17 protein-coding genes and 1 riboswitch are annotated in these 17,051 nt (G+C 72.7%); of the genes, 9 read left to right on the top strand and 8 right to left on the bottom strand.

The window, feature by feature from the left end:
- The first annotated feature begins 187 nt into the window (after positions 1-187).
- A riboswitch (TPP riboswitch) is annotated at positions 188-300 on the top strand.
- The 5 genes from thiO to AB0F13_RS15795 all read left to right on the top strand — a co-directional run bounded on the left by thiO (position 298) and on the right by AB0F13_RS15795 (position 5,488).
- Positions 298-1,509, top strand: a complete 1,212-nt coding sequence (thiO, locus tag AB0F13_RS15815) for a glycine oxidase ThiO (RefSeq protein WP_362081306.1) — start codon at positions 298-300, stop codon at positions 1,507-1,509. (Overlaps the previous riboswitch by 3 nt.)
- Positions 1,506-1,736 carry a sulfur carrier protein ThiS gene (thiS, locus tag AB0F13_RS15810; RefSeq protein WP_362081303.1) on the top strand — a complete coding sequence of 77 codons (231 nt, stop codon included), beginning with the start codon at positions 1,506-1,508 and terminating at the stop codon, positions 1,734-1,736. The genes thiO and thiS overlap by 4 nt, the downstream gene beginning before the upstream one ends.
- A 9-nt stretch (positions 1,737-1,745) precedes the next feature.
- Positions 1,746-2,540, top strand: a complete 795-nt coding sequence (locus AB0F13_RS15805) for a thiazole synthase (protein ID WP_362081300.1) — start codon at positions 1,746-1,748, stop codon at positions 2,538-2,540.
- Positions 2,541-2,630: 90 nt separating this feature from the next.
- Entirely contained in the window at positions 2,631-4,598 is a 1,968-nt protein-coding gene (gene pknB / locus AB0F13_RS15800) for a Stk1 family PASTA domain-containing Ser/Thr kinase (protein WP_362081298.1), read from the top strand.
- An 11-nt stretch (positions 4,599-4,609) separates the two neighbouring features.
- Positions 4,610-5,488, top strand: coding sequence for a deoxyribonuclease IV (locus tag AB0F13_RS15795; RefSeq protein ID WP_362081295.1), 879 nt, complete (start codon positions 4,610-4,612; stop codon positions 5,486-5,488).
- Positions 5,489-5,518: 30 nt separating this feature from the next.
- Here AB0F13_RS15795 and AB0F13_RS15790 read toward each other — a convergent pair whose 3' ends face one another.
- The gene (locus tag AB0F13_RS15790) at positions 5,519-6,145 is read right to left on the bottom strand and encodes a sulfite oxidase-like oxidoreductase (RefSeq protein ID WP_362081292.1); all 627 of its coding nucleotides are present in this window, start codon (positions 6,143-6,145) and stop codon (positions 5,519-5,521) included.
- Between the two features lie 210 nt (positions 6,146-6,355).
- On the opposite strand from AB0F13_RS15790, the gene bfr reads away from it, so the two are divergent.
- The gene (gene bfr / locus AB0F13_RS15785) at positions 6,356-6,844 is read left to right on the top strand and encodes a bacterioferritin (RefSeq protein ID WP_362081289.1); all 489 of its coding nucleotides are present in this window, start codon (positions 6,356-6,358) and stop codon (positions 6,842-6,844) included.
- 13 nt (positions 6,845-6,857) lie between these two features.
- Here bfr and AB0F13_RS15780 read toward each other — a convergent pair whose 3' ends face one another.
- Complete coding sequence (locus AB0F13_RS15780) at positions 6,858-7,121, bottom strand: (2Fe-2S)-binding protein (protein WP_362081286.1); 264 nt, start codon at positions 7,119-7,121, stop codon at positions 6,858-6,860.
- A 138-nt stretch (positions 7,122-7,259) separates the two neighbouring features.
- Positions 7,260-8,609, bottom strand: a complete 1,350-nt coding sequence (locus AB0F13_RS15775) for a class II 3-deoxy-7-phosphoheptulonate synthase (protein WP_362081283.1) — start codon at positions 8,607-8,609, stop codon at positions 7,260-7,262.
- 295 nt (positions 8,610-8,904) lie between these two features.
- Between AB0F13_RS15775 and AB0F13_RS15770 the strand changes: the two genes are divergently transcribed.
- Positions 8,905-10,809: an anthranilate synthase family protein gene (locus tag AB0F13_RS15770; protein ID WP_362081280.1), complete on the top strand. Its 1,905-nt coding sequence runs from the start codon at positions 8,905-8,907 to the stop codon at positions 10,807-10,809.
- A 127-nt stretch (positions 10,810-10,936) separates the two neighbouring features.
- Here AB0F13_RS15770 and AB0F13_RS15765 read toward each other — a convergent pair whose 3' ends face one another.
- The 4 genes from AB0F13_RS15765 to AB0F13_RS15750 are packed head-to-tail and all read right to left on the bottom strand — an operon-like array spanning position 10,937 to position 14,715.
- A complete protein-coding gene (locus tag AB0F13_RS15765) occupies positions 10,937-11,968 on the bottom strand; it encodes a 6-phosphofructokinase (protein ID WP_362081277.1) in 1,032 nt (343 codons plus the stop codon).
- A 45-nt stretch (positions 11,969-12,013) separates the two neighbouring features.
- The gene (locus AB0F13_RS15760; RefSeq protein WP_362081274.1) at positions 12,014-12,682 is read right to left on the bottom strand and encodes a response regulator transcription factor; all 669 of its coding nucleotides are present in this window, start codon (positions 12,680-12,682) and stop codon (positions 12,014-12,016) included.
- Positions 12,682-13,905 (bottom strand): DUF5931 domain-containing protein, encoded by a 1,224-nt coding sequence (locus AB0F13_RS15755; protein WP_362081270.1) that lies wholly within the window; start codon positions 13,903-13,905, stop codon positions 12,682-12,684. The genes AB0F13_RS15760 and AB0F13_RS15755 overlap by 1 nt, the downstream gene beginning before the upstream one ends.
- Before the next feature lie 27 nt (positions 13,906-13,932).
- On the bottom strand, positions 13,933-14,715 hold the full coding sequence (locus AB0F13_RS15750; protein WP_362081267.1) for a lysophospholipid acyltransferase family protein: 783 nt from the start codon (positions 14,713-14,715) through the stop codon (positions 13,933-13,935).
- 122 nt (positions 14,716-14,837) lie between these two features.
- Between AB0F13_RS15750 and AB0F13_RS15745 the strand changes: the two genes are divergently transcribed.
- Both AB0F13_RS15745 and AB0F13_RS15740 read left to right on the top strand, forming a co-directional pair.
- On the top strand, positions 14,838-15,632 hold the full coding sequence (locus AB0F13_RS15745) for an alpha/beta fold hydrolase (RefSeq protein ID WP_362081264.1): 795 nt from the start codon (positions 14,838-14,840) through the stop codon (positions 15,630-15,632).
- Positions 15,625-16,227, top strand: a complete 603-nt coding sequence (locus AB0F13_RS15740) for a hypothetical protein (RefSeq protein WP_362081262.1) — start codon at positions 15,625-15,627, stop codon at positions 16,225-16,227. Before AB0F13_RS15745 ends, AB0F13_RS15740 begins: the two co-directional genes overlap by 8 nt.
- Positions 16,228-16,282: 55 nt before the next feature.
- On the opposite strand, the gene AB0F13_RS15735 is transcribed toward AB0F13_RS15740, so the two are convergent.
- The gene (locus AB0F13_RS15735; protein WP_362081259.1) at positions 16,283-17,032 is read right to left on the bottom strand and encodes an endonuclease/exonuclease/phosphatase family protein; all 750 of its coding nucleotides are present in this window, start codon (positions 17,030-17,032) and stop codon (positions 16,283-16,285) included.
- Between the last annotated feature and the right edge of the window lie 19 nt (positions 17,033-17,051).

The raw sequence follows: 17,051 nt of genomic DNA, 5'->3' as shown, positions 1-17,051 counted from the left end.
AGGGCGGCGGTCCGCGTCCGCCCGAGCACCGCGTGCCGAGATCTCTGACACAGCGTCACCGTGTCCGGCCGTCCGCCGCCCGGACGTCCCGGCCGGGTCCGCGCCCGCGACCGCGCCGCCCGTCCTGCCGCAGGCGCGGCGCGGCCACCCTTACGGCCGGTCCTCGGCGCGTACTAGGGTGGCCGCTGCACGCACTCGCGGGAGCCCGGACGCACCGGGCTGAGAGGGAGGCTGGACGGCCTCCGACCGTACGAACCTGATCCGGGTCATGCCGGCGAAGGGAGGGGCTGGACGCCCATGCACGCGCATCGCACTGCCGCGCATCATTCCTGCGACGTCCTCGTCATCGGCGGTGGCGTCATCGGCCTGGTCACGGCCTGGCGCGCCGCCCAGCGGGGCCTGCGCACCGCCGTCGCCGACCCGGCGCCCGGCGGTGGCGCGGCACACGTGGCCGCCGGGATGCTGGCCGCCGTGACCGAGCTGCACTACGGCGAGCAGACGCTGCTCGCCCTCAACCTCGCCTCGGCGCGGCGCTACCCGGCGTTCACGGCCGAGCTGGAGGAGGTCAGCGGCCAGGACACCGGCTACCGCGCCTGCGGCACGCTCGCCGTCGCCCTCGACGCCGACGACCGGGCGCACCTGCGGGAGCTGCACGCCCTGCAGCAGCGGTCCGGTCTGGATTCGCAGTGGCTGTCGGGGCGCGAGTGCCGCCGCCTGGAACCGATGCTCGCGCCCGGCGTGGGCGGCGGGCTGCGTGTGGACGGCGACCACCAGACCGATCCCCGGCGGCTGGCGGGGGCCCTGCTGACGGCCTGTGAGCGGGCCGGGGTGGTCTTCCACCGGACGCGGGCGGCGCGGGCCGTGCTCGCCGCGGGCCGGGCCGTCGGCGCCGAGCTGGCGGACGGCACCCGCGTCGCCGCCGGGCAGACCGTGCTGGCGGCGGGCAGCCTCAGCGGCCGCGTCGAGGGGCTCCCGGCGGACGTTCTGCCTCCGGTCCGCCCGGTCAAGGGCCAGATCCTGCGGCTGCGCGTCCCGGACGCCTACCGGCCCTTCCTGTCCCGGACCGTACGGGCGGTCGTCCGCGGCACCCCGGTGTACCTGGTGCCGCGCGAGAACGGCGAGCTGGTCGTCGGCGCGACGAGCGAGGAGCTCGGCTGGGACACCACCGTGACGGCGGGCGGCGTCTACGAGCTGCTGCGCGACGCCCACGAGCTGGTGCCCGGCATCACCGAGCTGCCGCTGGTGGAGACCCTCGCCGGGCTGCGCCCCGGCTCCCCGGACAACGCCCCGCTGCTCGGGCCGACCGGCCTGCCCGGGCTGCTCGTGGCCACCGGGCACCACCGCAACGGTGTGCTGCTCGCGCCCGTCACCGGAGACGTGATGGCCGAGGTGCTCACCACCGGACGGCTGCCCGAAGAGGCCCGCCCGTTCTCCCCCCGACGCTTCACCCCCTCCCCCATGGCCTCAACGGCATGGGAGGTACCCCCATCCCAGGAGCAGCCCGCATGACCGGCAGCGAAGTCACCACCCACACCATCGGCATCAGCGTCAACGGAGAGCACCGCGTCGTCCCCGCGGGGACGACTCTCGGCGGACTCGTCTTGACGCTCACCAGCGCGCACAGCGGCGTCGCCGCCGCCGTCAACGAGGCCGTGGTCCCGCGGGGCCAGTGGCACGTCACCACGCTCGGCGGCGGCGACCGCGTCGAGGTCCTCACCGCGGTGCAGGGGGGCTGATCAGCACAGATGGCAGACGATCTGCTCACCGTCGCGGACGCTTCCTTCACCTCCCGGCTGATCATGGGCACGGGCGGCGCCCCCAGCCTCGACGTCCTCGAACGCGCCCTCGTCGCCTCCGGCACCGAGCTGACGACGGTCGCCATGCGCCGCCTGGACGCCACCGTGCGCGGCTCGGTGCTCTCCGTCCTGGAGAAGCACGGCATCCGGGTGCTGCCGAACACGGCGGGCTGCTTCACCGCCGGCGAGGCGGTCCTCACCGCCCGGCTGGCCAGGGAGGCGCTCGGCACGGACTGGGTCAAGCTCGAAGTGATCGCCGACGAGCGCACCCTGCTGCCCGACCCGATCGAGCTGCTGGACGCGGCCGAGATCCTGGTGGACGACGGCTTCACCGTGCTGCCGTACACCAACGACGACCCGGTCCTGGCCCGCAAGCTGGAGGACGTCGGCTGCGCCGCGATCATGCCGCTGGGCGCGCCGATCGGCTCCGGCCTGGGCATCCGCAATCCGCACAACTTCCAGCTGATCACCGAGCGCGCGGGCGTGCCGGTGATCCTGGACGCGGGCGCGGGCACCGCCTCCGACGCCGCGCTGGCCATGGAGCTGGGCTGTGCGGCGGTGATGCTCGCCTCGGCCGTGACGCGCGCGCAGGAGCCGGTAATGATGGCGGAGGCCATGCGGCACGCGGTGGAGGCGGGCCGGCTGGCCCACCGGGCGGGCCGGATTCCGCGCCGTCACTTCGCCGAGGCCTCGTCCCCGGTGGCCGGCATGGCGGTGCTGGACCCGGAACGTCCGGCTTTCTGACCGGCCCTCCTGTCACTGTTCGGCTTCAGAAAGCGTGAGCGAGGCCCATCGCGTACGGGGTGCCGGTCATGGCTCGTAAACTCCTATGCCGTGGATACGACCCTGCCGGACCCCCTTGTCGATCACCTGCTCGACGGCCGCTACCGCGTCGAGGCGCGGGTGGCCGTGGGCGGCATGGCCACGGTCTACCGAGCCGTGGACACCCGGCTCGACCGGGTGCTCGCCCTGAAGGTGATGCACCCCTCGCTCGCCGCCGACGCGGCCTTCGTGGACCGTTTCATCCGCGAGGCCAAGTCCGTCGCCCGGCTCGACCACCCCAACGTGGTGAGCGTCTTCGACCAGGGCACCGACGGCCGGTACGTCTACCTGGCCATGGAGTACGTCGCCGGGTGCACCCTGCGTGACGTGCTGCGCGAGCGCGGGGCCCTGCAGCCGCGCGCCGCGCTCGACGTCCTGGAGCCGGTGCTGGCCGCCCTGGGCGCCGCGCACCTGGCGGGGCTGGTGCACCGCGACATGAAGCCGGAGAACGTCCTCATCGGCGACGACGGCCGCGTCAAGGTCGCCGACTTCGGGCTCGTGCGGGCGGTGGACACCAACACCACGACCAGCACCGGGTCCGTCCTGGGCACGGTCTCCTACCTGGCCCCCGAGCAGATCGAGCACGGCACGGCCGACCCGCGCGCGGACGTCTACGCCTGTGGCGTGGTGCTCTACGAGATGCTCACCGGCGCCAAGCCGCACTCCGGCGGCACCCCGGCCCAGGTCCTCTACCAGCACCTTCACGAGGACGTGCCGCCGCCGTCGGCGGCCGTCCCCGGGCTCGCGCCGGAGCTGGACGCCCTGGTGGCCGCCGCCGCCGCCCGCGACCCCCGGCTGCGCCCGGACGACGCGGTCGCCCTGCTGGGCGAGGTCCGCCAGGCGCGTGCGGCCCTGTCCGCCGGGCAGCTGGACGCGGTGCCCCCGACGGCGGCGGCCGCGGCGGGCGCGGACGGGGCCGGCTCCGAGGAGCGGACGAGCGTGATCCCGCGCCCGGTGACGGCGCAGCCCCTGCCTCCGCGGGCCGAGGACGACCTGCTCCACCGCACCGCGCGCCTGGAGCACCCGGCTGCGCCCCAGCACCCGGTGCCCCCGGCCCATACGCCGCAGGACCCGCGGCGGACCGGATGGCCGCTGCGGCGCCGCTGGATCCTCGTGGTGGCCGCCGCCCTGCTGGCGGTGCTGGCGGGCACGGGCGTGTGGTACGTCAACTCCGGCCAGTTCACCTCCGTGCCGGCCGTCCTGGACATGACCGAGAACAAGGCGGCCGAGGAGCTGGACAAGGCCGGGCTCGGGATGAAGACCCGGCAGGCGTTCAGCGACACCGTCGAGCGCGGCCACATCATCTCCACCGACCCGAAGCCGGGCGAGCGCATCCGCAACACCGGCAAGGTGACGATCACCATCTCGCGCGGGCCGCAGCGGGCCGAGGTGCCCAATGTCGCGGGCATGCCCTTCGACGACGCCAAGCGGAAGATCGAGGGCCAGGGGCTGACCGTCGGCGACGTCGGCCGGCAGTTCAGCGACGAGACCCCCAAGGACGCGGTGCTCTCCACGGACCCCCGGCCCGGTACGCAGCTGCGGCCCGACTCGGCGGTGGCCCTCGTCGTCAGCAAGGGCAGGCCGCGCAGCGTCCCCGACGTCGCCGGCCTGTCCGTCGCCGACGCCACCACCGCCCTGCGCGGCGCCGGCTTCCAGGTCAAGGTCTCCGACACCGAGGTCTACTCCCCCCGGGACAAGGGCACCGTGGCCGAGCAGTCCCCCGGCAAGGGCTCGCGGGCCGCCGAGGGTGACACCGTCACCGTGACCGTCTCCAAGGGCAAGGAGATGGTCGCCGTCCCGGATGTCACCGGCAGGAGCGAGGCGGAGGCCAGGAGGGCCCTGACGGCCGCGGGCTTCCAGGTGAAGGTGGACCGGCCGTTCCTCTTCCCCAAGGACTCGGTCGACAGCCAGTCCGTGCGGGGCGGCGAGCAGGCCGCCAAGGGCGACACCGTCGTCATCCGGCTGAAGAGCGGATTCTGACCACCGTGAGCATGAACGACATCCTTCCCGGCCGGCTGCGCAACCCCGTCGGCGGCCACATCCCCGTGGCGGGCGGCCTCGCCAGGACCGGCCTGCCGTATGCCCGGGAGATGGGCGCCGAGGCCGTCCAGGTCTTCGTCGCCAACCCGCGCGGCTGGGCGACCCCGGCCGGCAGCGCACGGCAGGACGAGGAGTTCCGCGCCGCCTGCGCGCGGGAGTCGCTGCCCGTCTTCGTGCACGCCCCCTACCTGATCAATTTCGGCTCCCACACCGAGGCCACCGTCGAGAAGTCGGTGGAGTCACTGCGGCACTCGCTGCGCCGGGGGCGGGAGATCGGCGCGCGCGGCGTCGTCGTCCACACCGGCTCCGCCACCGGCGGCCGGCCCCGCCGCGAGGCCCTGGCCCAGGTGCACGAGCGGCTGCTGCCCCTGCTGGAGGAGCTCACCCACGACGACGACCCGCGGCTGCTGCTGGAGCCGACGGCGGGTCAGGGCGCCTCGCTGTGCTCACTGGCGGCCGACCTCGGGCCGTACTTCGACGCTCTGGAGCACCACCCGAAGCTCGGGGTCTGCCTGGACACCTGCCACCTCTTCGCCGCCGGGCACGACCTGGCCGGGCCGGGCGGGATGAAGCCGGTGCTCGACGAGCTGGTCGACGTGGCCGGTGTGGGGCGGCTGGGGCTCATTCACGCCAATGACTCCAAGGACGTCGTCGGCGCGCACAAGGACCGGCACGAGAACATCGGTTCCGGTCACATCGGCGCCGAGCCCTTCGCGGAGCTGTTCACGCACCCGGCGACCGAGGGGGTGCCGCTGACGATCGAGACGCCCGGCGGCAAGGAAGGACACGCCGCCGACGTCGCGCGGCTGAAGGCCCTGCGGGACGGCTGACCGGAGCAGCCGTACGGGGGCCCGCCGGGGCTACAGCTCGGGGCCCTCGCCCGGCTTCTCCTGGTAGGAGTAGCGCTGTTCGCGCCAGGGGTCGCCGATGTTGTGGTAGCCGCGCTCTTCCCAGAAGCCGCGCCGGTCGGCGGTCATGTACTCCACGCCGCGCACCCATTTGGGGCCCTTCCAGGCGTAGAGGTGCGGCACGACCAGCCGGACGGGGAAGCCGTGCTCGGCGGTGAGGAGTTCACCGTCCTTGTGGGTGGCGAACATGGTCTTCCCGGCGGTGAAGTCGGCGAGCCGCAGATTCGAGCTGAAGCCGTACTCGGCCCACACCATCACATGCGTGACCTCGGGTGCGGGCGGGGCCAGTTCGAGGATCGTACGGGCCGAAACCCCACCCCACTCGGCGCCGAGCATGCTGTACTTCGTGACGCAGTGCAGATCCGCCACCACCGTCGTGTAGGGCAGCGCGGCGAACTCGTCGTGCGTCCAGCAGTGCTTGTTCCCGTCGGCGGTCGAACCGAAGACACGGAACTCCCAGCGGTCCGGCTTGAACTTCGGGACCGGGCCGTAGTGCGTCACCGGCCATCCGCGCTGGAGCCGCTGCCCCGGAGGCAAGAGCTCCCCTTTGCGGCTTTCGGTGTTCTTCGAGGGCCCCATGGCTCAATGGTGTCAGACCACGGGGGGTGCTGATGACCAGGGGACGGCCGGGTCACCGGCCCGGCGCGACACATCGGGGCAACTCCCACTAAGTGTGTACTTACTGGACGGCTCCCCGGGGCGGTGCGAGGATGCGCGCAACCTGCAAGTCATCCTCCCCCACAGGCCTGAACGGCCGTGGGCGGTGCCCCCAGGAAGGAGCACTCTGCGATGCAGGGCGACCCCGAGGTCATCGAGTTCCTGAATGAGCAGCTGACGGCCGAGTTGACGGCCATCAATCAGTACTTCCTGCACGCGAAGCTGCAGGAGCACCACGGCTGGACGAAGATCGCCTCGCACACGCGTGCGGAGTCGTTCGACGAGATGAAGCACGCGGAGATCCTGACCGACCGGATCATCTTCCTGGAGGGGCTGCCGAACTATCAGCGGCTCTTCCACGTCCGGATCGGCCAGACGGCCACCGAGATGTTCATGGCCGACCGGCAGGTGGAGGTCGAGGCCATCGACCGCCTCAGGCGCGGCGTGGAGGTCATGCGGGCCAAGGGCGACATCACCTCGGCCAACATCTTCGAGTCGATCCTCGCGGACGAGGAGGACCACATCGACTATCTCGACACGCAGCTGGAGCTGATCGAGAAACTCGGCGAGCCGCTCTACCTCGCCCAGTTCATCGAGCAGGAGAACGGCGGGAGCGACTGACCGGCCGCGACGGCTAGGCGGCGGCCCGCTCCTTCGCGGCCGCGGACGCCGGCATGAACGCCACGTCGGGGGCCAGCACGTCGCTCTCCCCCTGCTCGGCCAGCTCACGGCGCGGGCACGCGCCACGCCCGAGCAGCGCCTGGATCCGGCGCACACAGCCACCGCAGTCGGTGCCGGCCTTGCAGGCGGAGGCGATCTGCCGGGGCGTGCACGCCCCCTTGTCCGCGTGCTGACGCACCTGCTGCTCCGTGATGCCGAAGCACGAGCAGACGTACACGCGGTCACCGCCTTGCGTCGCCGGGGGGGCCGGGTTGATCAATAAGGTTACCCTTACCTTACCCGGCCCGGCGGCCGAAAGACAACGCCGTGGGGCCCGGATCACAGATCCGGGCCCCACGGTCGTCACCTGCGGTTCCTACTGGTCGCGGTACATCTCGGCGACCAGGAAGGCCAGGTCCAGGGACTGGCTGCGGTTGAGGCGGGGGTCGCACGCCGTCTCGTAGCGCTGGTGCAGGTCATCGACGAAGATCTCGTCACCGCCGCCCACGCACTCGGTGACGTCGTCACCGGTCAGCTCGACGTGGATGCCGCCCGGGTGGGTGCCGAGGCCCTTGTGGACCTCGAAGAAGCCCTTGACCTCGTCCAGCACGTCGTCGAAGCGGCGGGTCTTGTGGCCCGAGGCCGCCTCGAAGGTGTTGCCGTGCATCGGGTCGGAGACCCAGACCACCTGCGCACCGGACGCCGTGACCTTCTCCACCAGCGTCGGGAGCTTGTCGCGGATCTTGTCCGCGCCCATGCGGGTGATGAACGTCAGCCGGCCCGGCTCGCGGTCCGGGTCGAGCCGCTCGATCAGGGTCAGGGCGTCCTCGGGCGTCGTCGACGGCCCGAGCTTCACCCCGATCGGGTTGCGGATCTTCGAGGCGAACTCGATGTGCGCCCCGTCCAGCTGCCGGGTGCGCTCGCCGATCCAGACCATGTGGCCCGAGACGTCGTACAGGTGGCCGGTGCGCGAGTCGACACGGGTCAGCGCGGACTCGTAGTCGAGGACCAGCGCCTCGTGCGAGGCGAAGAACTCGACGGTCTTGAACTCCTCCGGGTCCACCCCGCAGGCGTTCATGAAGCTCATCGCCCGGTCGATCTCACGGGCCAGCTGCTCGTAGCGCTGCCCGGACGGCGAGGACTTCACGAAGTCCTGGTTCCAGGCGTGCACCTGGCGCAGGTCCGCGTAACCGCCGGTGGTGAACGCCCGCACCAGGTTCAGCGTGGACGCCGAGGCCTGGTACATGCGCTTCAGCCGCTGCGGGTCCGGGGTACGGGCCTCGGGGGTGAAGGCGAAGCCGTTGACGGAGTCGCCGCGGTAGGTCGGCAGGGTCACGCCGTCGCGGGTCTCGGTCGGCTTCGAGCGCGGCTTGCTGTACTGGCCGGCGATGCGGCCGACCTTCACCACGGGCACGGACCCGGCGTAGGTGAGCACCGCACCCATCTGCAGCAGCGTCTTGAGCTTGTTGCGGATCTGGTCGGCACCGACGGCGTCGAAGGCCTCCGCGCAGTCGCCGCCCTGGAGCAGGAACGCCTCACCACGGGCGACGGCTCCCAGGCGCTGGCGCAGCTGGTCGCACTCGCCCGCGAAGACGAGGGGCGGATAGGACTCGAGGTCGGCGATCACATCGCGCAGAGCCTCTTGGTCCGGCCAGTCAGGCTGCTGCGCCGCGGGCAGGGAGCGCCAGGTGTTGCCACCGGCGTGGATTTCAGCGTTCACGGTCACGCCTCAACATTACGGGGTCCCGGCGGTCATCCAGCGGCCGGACCGCACTGTGAGACATTCGCCGGGACAGCCTTGGGAAAACCCGGGACCCGCCCGGGGCGCGTCGGGTAGTGTGCCCGCCATGTACGTGCTCGAGTCCCGGAATCAGAACTGGTGGTGGACCGCTCCTCCGGCGGCCCACTGATCGCGCGTACTCCCGACCGATCGCGAAGGCCGCCCCGAGGGGCGGCCTTCGGCGTTCCCCACCCGGGACGCCGGCCCCGAGGCCGTTCCTCCTCCAGGAAGGAACACCTTGATGACCGTCGACACCGCCGCCCTGCTCGCCCGGCTGAGCAGCGCCGGCTGCCCGCCCTTCGCCCTGCTCCACCGCCACACTCCCGGCCGCCCGCACGACACCGTAGAGCTGCTGCTGGGCCCGGTGAGCGAGGCCGGGCGCCTGGCTGACATCCCGCTGCCCGCCGGCCCGCCCGCGCACGGCGGCCCGGCGCACGACGCGCTGGCCCTCGTCCCCTTCCGCCAGATCCGCGAGCGCGGCTTCGACGTCCGCGACGACGGCACGCCCCTGCTGGTCCTGCGGCCCGAGGAGTCCTACGAGCTCCCGCTCGCCGAGGTCAGCGCCGCGCTGCCCGCACACCGGGTACGGGTCGAGGGCGGCGCCTTCGACGTGGACGACGAGGAGTACGCGCGGATCGTCGAACGCGTCATCGAGGACGAGATCGGCACGGGTGAGGGTGCCAACTTCGTCATCCGGCGCACCTTCGAGGGCGAGATCCACGGGTTCACCGCCGCCGACGCGCTCTCGCTCTTCCGGCGCCTGCTGGGCGGCGAGCGCGGCGCCTACTGGACCTACGTCGTGCACACCCCCGGTCGCACGCTGGTGGGCGCGAGCCCCGAGGTGCACGTGCGGATGTCCGGCGGGACGGTCGTGATGAACCCCATCAGCGGCACCTACCGCTATCCGGCCGGAGGTCCTGCGGCCGGTCCCACCACCGAAGGGCTCCTCGGCTTCCTGCACGACCGCAAGGAGGTGGAGGAGCTGTCCATGGTCGTGGACGAGGAACTGAAGATGATGTGCACCGTCGGCGACATGGGCGGCGTGGTCGTCGGCCCCCGCCTGCGGGAGATGGCCCACCTCGCGCACACCGAGTACGAGCTGCGCGGACGCTCGTCACTGGACGTCCGGGAGGTGCTCCGCGAGACGATGTTCGCGGCCACGGTCACCGGCTCGCCCGTCCAGAACGCCTGCCGGGTCATCGAACGGTACGAACCCCGCGGCCGCGGCTACTACGCGGGCGCGCTCGCCCTCATCGGCCGGGACGCGGGCGGCGCGCAGACCCTCGACTCGCCGATCCTCATCCGTACGGCCGACATCGACCGGCGCGGCCGGCTGCGGGTGGGCGTCGGCGCCACGCTCGTACGCCACTCCGACCCACGCGGCGAGGTCGCCGAGACCCACGCCAAGGCGGCGGGCGTCCTGGCCGCCCTCGGCGTCCGGCCGGGCCCGCTACGTCCCGCGACGGCCCGGCCCGTACGGCTGGCCGACGACCCCCGGGTACGGGCGGCCCTGGACGCCCGCCGCGCCGACCTGGCCCCCTTCTGGCTGCGGATGCGGACCGAGTCCTCGGCCGCCGCACTGAGCGGGCACGCGCTCGTCGTCGACGGCGAGGACACCTTCACGGCGATGCTCGCCCACCTGCTGCGCACCTCGGGGCTGGCGGTGACGGTGCGGCGCTACGACGAACCGGGGCTGCGGGAGGCCGCGCTGAGCCATGCGGGCCCCGTGGTGCTGGGCCCCGGCCCGGGCAACCCCGCCGACGCGGCCGACCCGAAGATGCGGCTGCTGCGCGAGCTGGCCGCGTCCCTGCTGCGGGAGCACCGGCACGGTCTGCTGGGGGTGTGCCTGGGGCACGAGCTGATCGCGGCGGAGCTGGGGCTGGAGATCGTACGGAAGGACGTGCCCTTCCAGGGCGCCCAGGAGCGGATCGACTTCTTCGGGAGGGAGGAGACGGTGGGGTTCTACAACACGTTCACGGCGCGCGGCGATGCGCAGGGTGTGGAACTGAGCCGGGACCCCGTCACCGCAGACGTGCACGCGCTGCGCGGGCCGGGCTACGCCGGTGTGCAATTCCACCCCGAGTCGGTACTGACGCTCAACGGGTCGGCGATCATCACCGAGCTGCTGGCGGCCGTCCTGGTCTGACCCGCCGCTGCGCGGCGGGCTCCTCCCACCCGCCCACCCGTTGACCGGAAGCGTCAATGACGTACCGGGTGATCGGGCGGGCGGGTGGACGGGGGCCCGCGCCGGAGGCACAGGACACCACCGGCGGTCAGCCGAAGAAGACCTTCGCCTCCTCGTACAGCGCGGCCGGCACGGTCTTCAGCCGTGCCGTCGCCTCCGCCAGCGGAACACGGACCACGTCCGTGCCCCGCAGGGCGACCATCTGCCCGAAGTCCCCGTCCCGCACCGCGTCGATCGCGTGCAGCCCGAAGCGCGTGGCGAGCCAGCGGTCGAAGGCGCTGGGCGTCCCGCCGCGCTGGACGTGGCCGAGCACCGTGGTGCGGGCCTCCTTGCCCGTACGCGCCTCGATCTCCTTGGCCAGCCACTCCCCCACTCCGGACAGCCGGACGTGGCCGAAGGAGTCGAGCGCGGCGGAGTCCTTCAGCACCAGATCGCCGTCGCGCGGCATGGCGCCCTCCGCGACGACGACGATCGGGGCGTAGCTGGCGCGGAAGCGGGAGGTGACCCAGCCGCAGACCTCTTCGAGGTCGAAGCGCTGCTCGGGGACGAGGATGACGTTCGCCCCGCCGGCCAGGCCGCAGTGGAGGGCGATCCAGCCGGCGTGCCGGCCCATGACCTCCACGACGAGGACGCGCATGTGCGACTCGGCCGTGGTGTGCAGGCGGTCGATGGCCTCGGTGGCGATGTTGACGGCGGTGTCGAAGCCGAAGGTGTAGTCCGTGGCGGAGAGGTCGTTGTCGATGGTCTTGGGCACGCCGACGCAGCGGACGCCGTGCTCGTCGTGGAGGCGCGAGGCGACGCCGAGGGTGTCCTCGCCGCCGATGGTGATGAGGGCGTCCACCTCGTGCTCGGCGAGGCTCTCCGCGATGCGGCGGACCCCGTCCCGCTCCTTGAAGGGGTTGGTCCGTGAGGAGCCGAGGACGGTTCCCCCGCGCGGCAGGATGCCGCGCACCGCCTCGATGCCGAGACGCACCACCGCGCCGTGCAGGGGGCCGCGCCAGCCGTCCCTGAAGCCGATGAAGTCGTAGCCGTAGTCCTGCACGCCCTTGCGGACGACCGCGCGGATGACCGCGTTGAGCCCGGGGCAGTCACCGCCGCCGGTCAGCACTCCGATCCGCATGACAACACCTTTCCCTTCCGCCGGGGAACGCCCGGCCGCGAAGGGTCAGGCGTCGTCGAGACCTCGCTCTATCGCGTAGCGGACGAGCTCCACGCGGTTGTGCAGCTGGAGCTTGCCCAAGGTGTTCTGCACATGGTTCTGCACCGTGCGGTGAGAAATAACCAGCCGCTCGGCGATCTGCTTGTACGACAGACCCTTGGCCACGAGCCGCAGGACCTCCGTCTCACGGTCGGTGAGTTGCGGGGCCTTCGGCTCGTCGGGGGCGGCGGGGGCGGGGTCGGCGGCCAGGCGGCGGTACTCGCCGAGGACCAGGCCGGCCAGGCCCGGCGTGAAGACGGGGTCGCCGGCCGCGGTGCGGCGCACGGCGTCCAGCAGCTCCTCCGTGCTGGCGGACTTGAGCAGGTAGCCCGTCGCGCCGGACTTCACCGCCTCCAGGACGTCGGCGTGCTCGCCGCTGGCGGAGAGCACCAGGACGCGCAGCTCCGGCCGGTCCGCCACCAGCTCCTTGCAGACGGCGGCGCCGGGCAGGCCGGGGAGATTGAGGTCCAGGACCAGGACGTCGGGCCGGGCCGCCCCGGCCCTGCGCACCGCCTGGGGGCCGTCACCGGCGGTGGCCACCACGTCGTACCCGGCGGCCGCCAGGTCGCGGGCGACCGCGTCCCGCCACATGGGGTGGTCGTCGACCACCATGACCCGTACTGCCTCAGCGTTCATCACGTGCCCTCGCTCCCCCGTGGGACCTTCAGTTCGACTTCGGTGCCCTGCCCCGGCACCGACACCAGCTCGGCGCTGCCGCCCAGGTCCCGCAGCCGGCCGCGGATGGACAGGGCGACGCCCATGCGCCCCTCCCGCTCCGCGTCCGCCAGCCGTCCCTCGGGGATGCCCGGGCCGTCGTCCCGCACGGTGACGATCACCGCGTCCGGCTCGTCCTCGAGCAGGATCCAGGCCCGCGCGCCCCCACCGGCGTGCTTGGCGACATTGTCCAGTGCGGCACTGACAGCAGCCGCCAGCTCCGCCGCCGCGGCCGCCTCCAGCAGGACGGGCGTACCGGGCGCCGATACGCTGACGGCGGCTCCGGCGTGCGGGGCCAGGAGCGCCCGTACGTCGCAGGGGCCGGCCGGCGGCACGGCGGTGGGGGCCACGGTCCGTACCAGCTCGGCGTCCTCGGCGAGCTGGGCGGCGGAGGGTTGTGGGGGCAGCAGTCCGCCGGCGACCAGGCTGCGCAGCGCGATCTCCTGCTCGCCGGCCATGCGGCCCAGCTCGGCGGCCTCGCCGCCGAGCTGCGCACCCCGGCGCTGCACCATCGCCAGGACCTGCAGGACGCTGTCGTGGATGTCGCGGGCCAGCCGCTCGCGCTCGCGGGTGGCCGCGTCGATCTGCAGGGCGCGGGCGAGCGTGCGCTCACTGGCGCGGGCGACCTCGACGATGTAGCCGATGGCGATGCTGGAGACCCACACCAGGACCACGTTGTGGACGGTGTCGCGGGCCGCGCTGCCGCGCTCCAGGAGGTTGGCGGCCGCGACGAGCGTGGAACCGGCCGCCGCCCAGCGCCAGCCGCCCTTGATGGCCAGGCCCAGCACGGCTCCGCCGGTCCAGATGGACGGCAGGGTGGCCCCGCCTGCGTGGATGCGCTCGGCGGTGTCGACGAAGAAGGTGAGTGCGATTCCGGCGAGTGCGATCGTCAGGTCGGCGATCAGGAACGGCTTCGTGCACCGTTCGGCGGAGGTGACCCTGTTCCAGGTCAGCAGTGTCCACAGGGTGAGTACGCCCATGTAGAGCGCGGCACCGAGCGGATGGGCGTACTCGCGGTAGTTGAGGAGGAAGAGCGTGAGCGCGTAGCCGAGCGTCAGGATGCGGTAGCCGGTCAACGCACGCCACAGGGGCAGCTCCACCGACATCCGCACGGCACGCGGACGCCCACCGGTGCGCTGTCTCATCCCTGCCCCAACCCCCAGCCGGGCGACCTACGCCTCGGGCTTGTGTTCTGCCTTCTGCTCCGTCTTGCCGGCCCTGTCGAGTCCGGCGGCCTTCGCCGCCTTCTCCTCCTCGGCCTTCTGCTTCGCCTCGTCCGCGATCTGCCGCTTGGCGGCCGTCGCGTAGATGTCGACGTACTCCTGGCCGGAGAGCTTCATGATCTCGTACATGACCTCGTCGGTCACCGAGCGGAGGATGAAGCGGTCGCCGTCCATGCCGTGGTAGCGGCTGAAGTCCAGCGGCTTGCCGATCCGGATGCCCGGCCGGACCATCTTCGGCAGGACCTTCCCCGGTGGCTGCACCTTCTCCGTGTCGATCATGGCGACCGGGATCACGGGGGCTCCGGTGGCCAGCGCCACCCGGGCGAGCCCGCCGGGCTTGCCGCGGTAGAGGCGGCCGTCCGGGGAACGGGTGCCCTCGGGGTAGATGCCGAAGAGCTCACCGCGCTCCAGTACCTCGATGCCGCTCTTGATCGCGGCCTCGCCCGCACCCCGCGCACCCGAGCGGTCCACCGGGAGCTGGCCGACGCCCTTGAAGAAGGCGGCCGTCAGCTTGCCCTTGACGCCCGGGGAGGTGAAGTACTCCTGCTTCGCAATGAAGGTGATCTTGCGATCGAGCACCGCGGGGAGGAAGAACGAGTCCGAGAACGACAGGTGGTTGCTGGCCAGGATCGCGGGCCCCTCGGCCGGGATGTTCTCCAGGCCCTCCACCCACGGCCGGAAGGCAAGCTTCAGCGACCCGCCGATGGACAGCTTCATAGCGCCGTAGAACAACCGAGAACCTCCTGTAGTGACGAGGAGACCTTAACCTGCCTACCCGCCGTGCGGCGCTCCGCGTAGGCTGAGGGCCAGCCCCTCTCTTTCCTGTTGTCCCGCTCCATTGATCGGAGATTCCGGTGCCGCTCCTCCCCGGAGCCGAGCCGTTCCGCCATGACGGCGGAGAGGTCGGCGTCCTCGTGTGTCACGGCTTCACCGGTTCCCCGCAGTCCGTCCGGCCCTGGGCCGATTATCTCGCGGAGCGGGGCCTGAGCGTCTCCCTGCCGCTGCTGCCGGGGCACGGCACGCACTGGCAGGACATGGCGGTCACCGGCTGGCAGGACTGGTACGCCGAGGTCGACCGCGAGCTGTGGTCGCTGCGGGAGCGGTGTTCGCGGGTCTTCGTGTGCGGCCTGTCGATGGGCGGCGCCCTGACGCTGCGCCTGGCGGCCAGGCACGGCGACGCGGTCTCCGGCATCGTCCTGGTCAACCCCGCCAACAAGGTGCACGGCCTGGCCGCCAGGGCACTGCCGGTGGTGCGCCACCTGGTCCGTACGACCAAGGGCATCGCCAGCGACATCGCCAAGCCCGGCATGGTGGAGACCGGCTACGACCGGGTGCCGCTGCACGCCGCGCACTCCTTCCGGCGTTTTCTGCGGATGCTGGACTCCGAACTGCCCCAGGTCACCCAGCCCTTGCTGCTGATGCACAGCCCCGAGGACCACGTGGTGCCGCCGGCCGACTCGGCGCGCATCCTGGCACGGGTCTCCTCCCGGGACATCACCGAGCGGCTGCTGGAGCACAGCTACCACGTGGCGACGCTGGATAACGACGCCCAGTCGGTCTTCGAGGAGACGTACGCGTTCATCGGCCGGCTCTCCGCCGGTGCGGGCGAGGAGAGCGCCGGCATGCAGGGGACGGCGTCCCGTGGCTGAGCGCGACGCGGACCGGGACCGCGACGAGAGCCGCGACCCGCTGGACGAGGACCGGGCGTGGGCCGAGCTGGTCGCCGCCTACGGCGAGCAGCCGGACCCGGACAAGGGACGCTGGCCCGCGACGAGCGACATAGCCGACAGCCCGGCGGCGCCCCCTGAGGGCGAGCCCGCCACCGCTGCCGACGACGAGAACGCCCCCGGCAGCCCGGCGAAGGCAGGCCCGGACGCCGCCTCCGCCGCCCCGCCGCCTCCCGAGCGGCCCGGCAGCTTCATCGTCTACGCCCCGGGCGTCGGCCCGCGCGACGGGAACGCGGCCGATGCCGCCGACGAGGAGGCCCCGGAGGAGGGGCACTTCGTGCCGCCGGAGCCGCCACCGCTGCCGACGGGTGACGTCACGTCGCGCTTCGCGTGGATCGCGGTGCTCGGTGGGCCGTTGCTGCTGCTGATCATGGTGCTGCTGCGGCAGGAGCTGACGTGGTGGATCACCACGCTGGGTGTGGGCGGGTTCCTGGGCGGCTTCGCGACGCTGGTCCTTCGGATGAAGGACGGCGACGACGAGGACGACGACGACCCGGGCCGCGGCGCGGTGGTGTAGGCACAGATCCAGCCCGTCCGGCGTTTGAGGACCGGGGTCCGGGGCAGCGCCCCGGTCAGGCGGCCGGCACCCGCAGTGCCGCCAGCACCGGCAGGTGGTCCGTGGCCGCCCTCAGGTCCGCTTCGGTGACGCCCGGGAGGCCCATCGGCACCCCGCAGCCCAGCACCTCGACGCCCTCGGTCGCGAGGACCGCGTCGATGCGCTGCAGGGGGTCGCCGAGCCGGGTCGTGTGCTCGCGCCCCCACGGCCGGGTCGCCCAGCCGTCCTGCAGCGCCCCCGCGAGCAGGCCGAACGTACGCCCCTCGGGCCGGTCGTTGAGGTCGCCGGCCGCCACGGCGTGCGGCGTGCCCAGGGCCGGCAGCCGGTCGAGGAGCAGCCGCCCCTGCTCGTAACGCTCGCCGTCCCGGATGCTCAGGTGGCAGCTGAGGACGCCGAGCCGGGCCCGGCCGAAGCGCAGGACCGCCGTGGCGAAGCCGCGCTGGTGCAGGCCCGGGGTCCGGGGCAGCAGGATGTCCGCACTGCGCTCCACGTGGGCGCGGAGCGAGGTGAGGATCATGGGGCCCGAGGCGGTGGCGCCCCCGGTGGTGTACACCAGGCCCGTGTCGCGGGCGAGGCGGGACGCGGCCTTGCGCCAGCGGAAGAAGCGCGGCGCCTCCTGGACGCACAGGACGTCTGGCGCACAGGCCCGGACGACCCGGGCCAGTGCGGCGGTGTCGTCGCGCATGGAGCGGATGTTGTAGCTCAGCACGCGGACGACGGCGGAGCCGTCGGACTCCGTCCGGGACGCGGGCAGGTCGTGCAACACGGTGCTGTCCCCTTCCGCC

This window comes from Streptomyces sp. NPDC026206, assembly GCF_040638465.1.
In the GTDB taxonomy this organism is placed as follows: Bacteria; Actinomycetota; Actinomycetes; order Streptomycetales; family Streptomycetaceae; genus Streptomyces.
Note: the sequence above shows the minus strand (reverse complement) of the source record. Positions and strands in the feature narration are given on the sequence as shown.

What these genes read in the sequence shown, in the direction of transcription:
- thiO (WP_362081306.1), top strand. Translation starts at nt 298, where the DNA reads ATGCACGCGCATCGCACTGCCGCGCATCATTCCTGCGACGTCCTCGTC.
- thiS (WP_362081303.1), top strand. Translation starts at nt 1,506, where the DNA reads ATGACCGGCAGCGAAGTCACCACCCACACCATCGGCATCAGCGTCAAC.
- AB0F13_RS15805 (WP_362081300.1), top strand. Translation starts at nt 1,746, where the DNA reads ATGGCAGACGATCTGCTCACCGTCGCGGACGCTTCCTTCACCTCCCGG.
- AB0F13_RS15795 (WP_362081295.1), top strand. Translation starts at nt 4,610, where the DNA reads ATGAACGACATCCTTCCCGGCCGGCTGCGCAACCCCGTCGGCGGCCAC.
- AB0F13_RS15790 (WP_362081292.1), bottom strand. Translation starts at nt 6,145, where the DNA reads ATGGGGCCCTCGAAGAACACCGAAAGCCGCAAAGGGGAGCTCTTGCCT.
- bfr (WP_362081289.1), top strand. Translation starts at nt 6,356, where the DNA reads ATGCAGGGCGACCCCGAGGTCATCGAGTTCCTGAATGAGCAGCTGACG.
- AB0F13_RS15770 (WP_362081280.1), top strand. Translation starts at nt 8,905, where the DNA reads ATGACCGTCGACACCGCCGCCCTGCTCGCCCGGCTGAGCAGCGCCGGC.
- AB0F13_RS15765 (WP_362081277.1), bottom strand. Translation starts at nt 11,968, where the DNA reads ATGCGGATCGGAGTGCTGACCGGCGGCGGTGACTGCCCCGGGCTCAAC.
- AB0F13_RS15760 (WP_362081274.1), bottom strand. Translation starts at nt 12,682, where the DNA reads ATGAACGCTGAGGCAGTACGGGTCATGGTGGTCGACGACCACCCCATG.
- AB0F13_RS15755 (WP_362081270.1), bottom strand. Translation starts at nt 13,905, where the DNA reads ATGAGACAGCGCACCGGTGGGCGTCCGCGTGCCGTGCGGATGTCGGTG.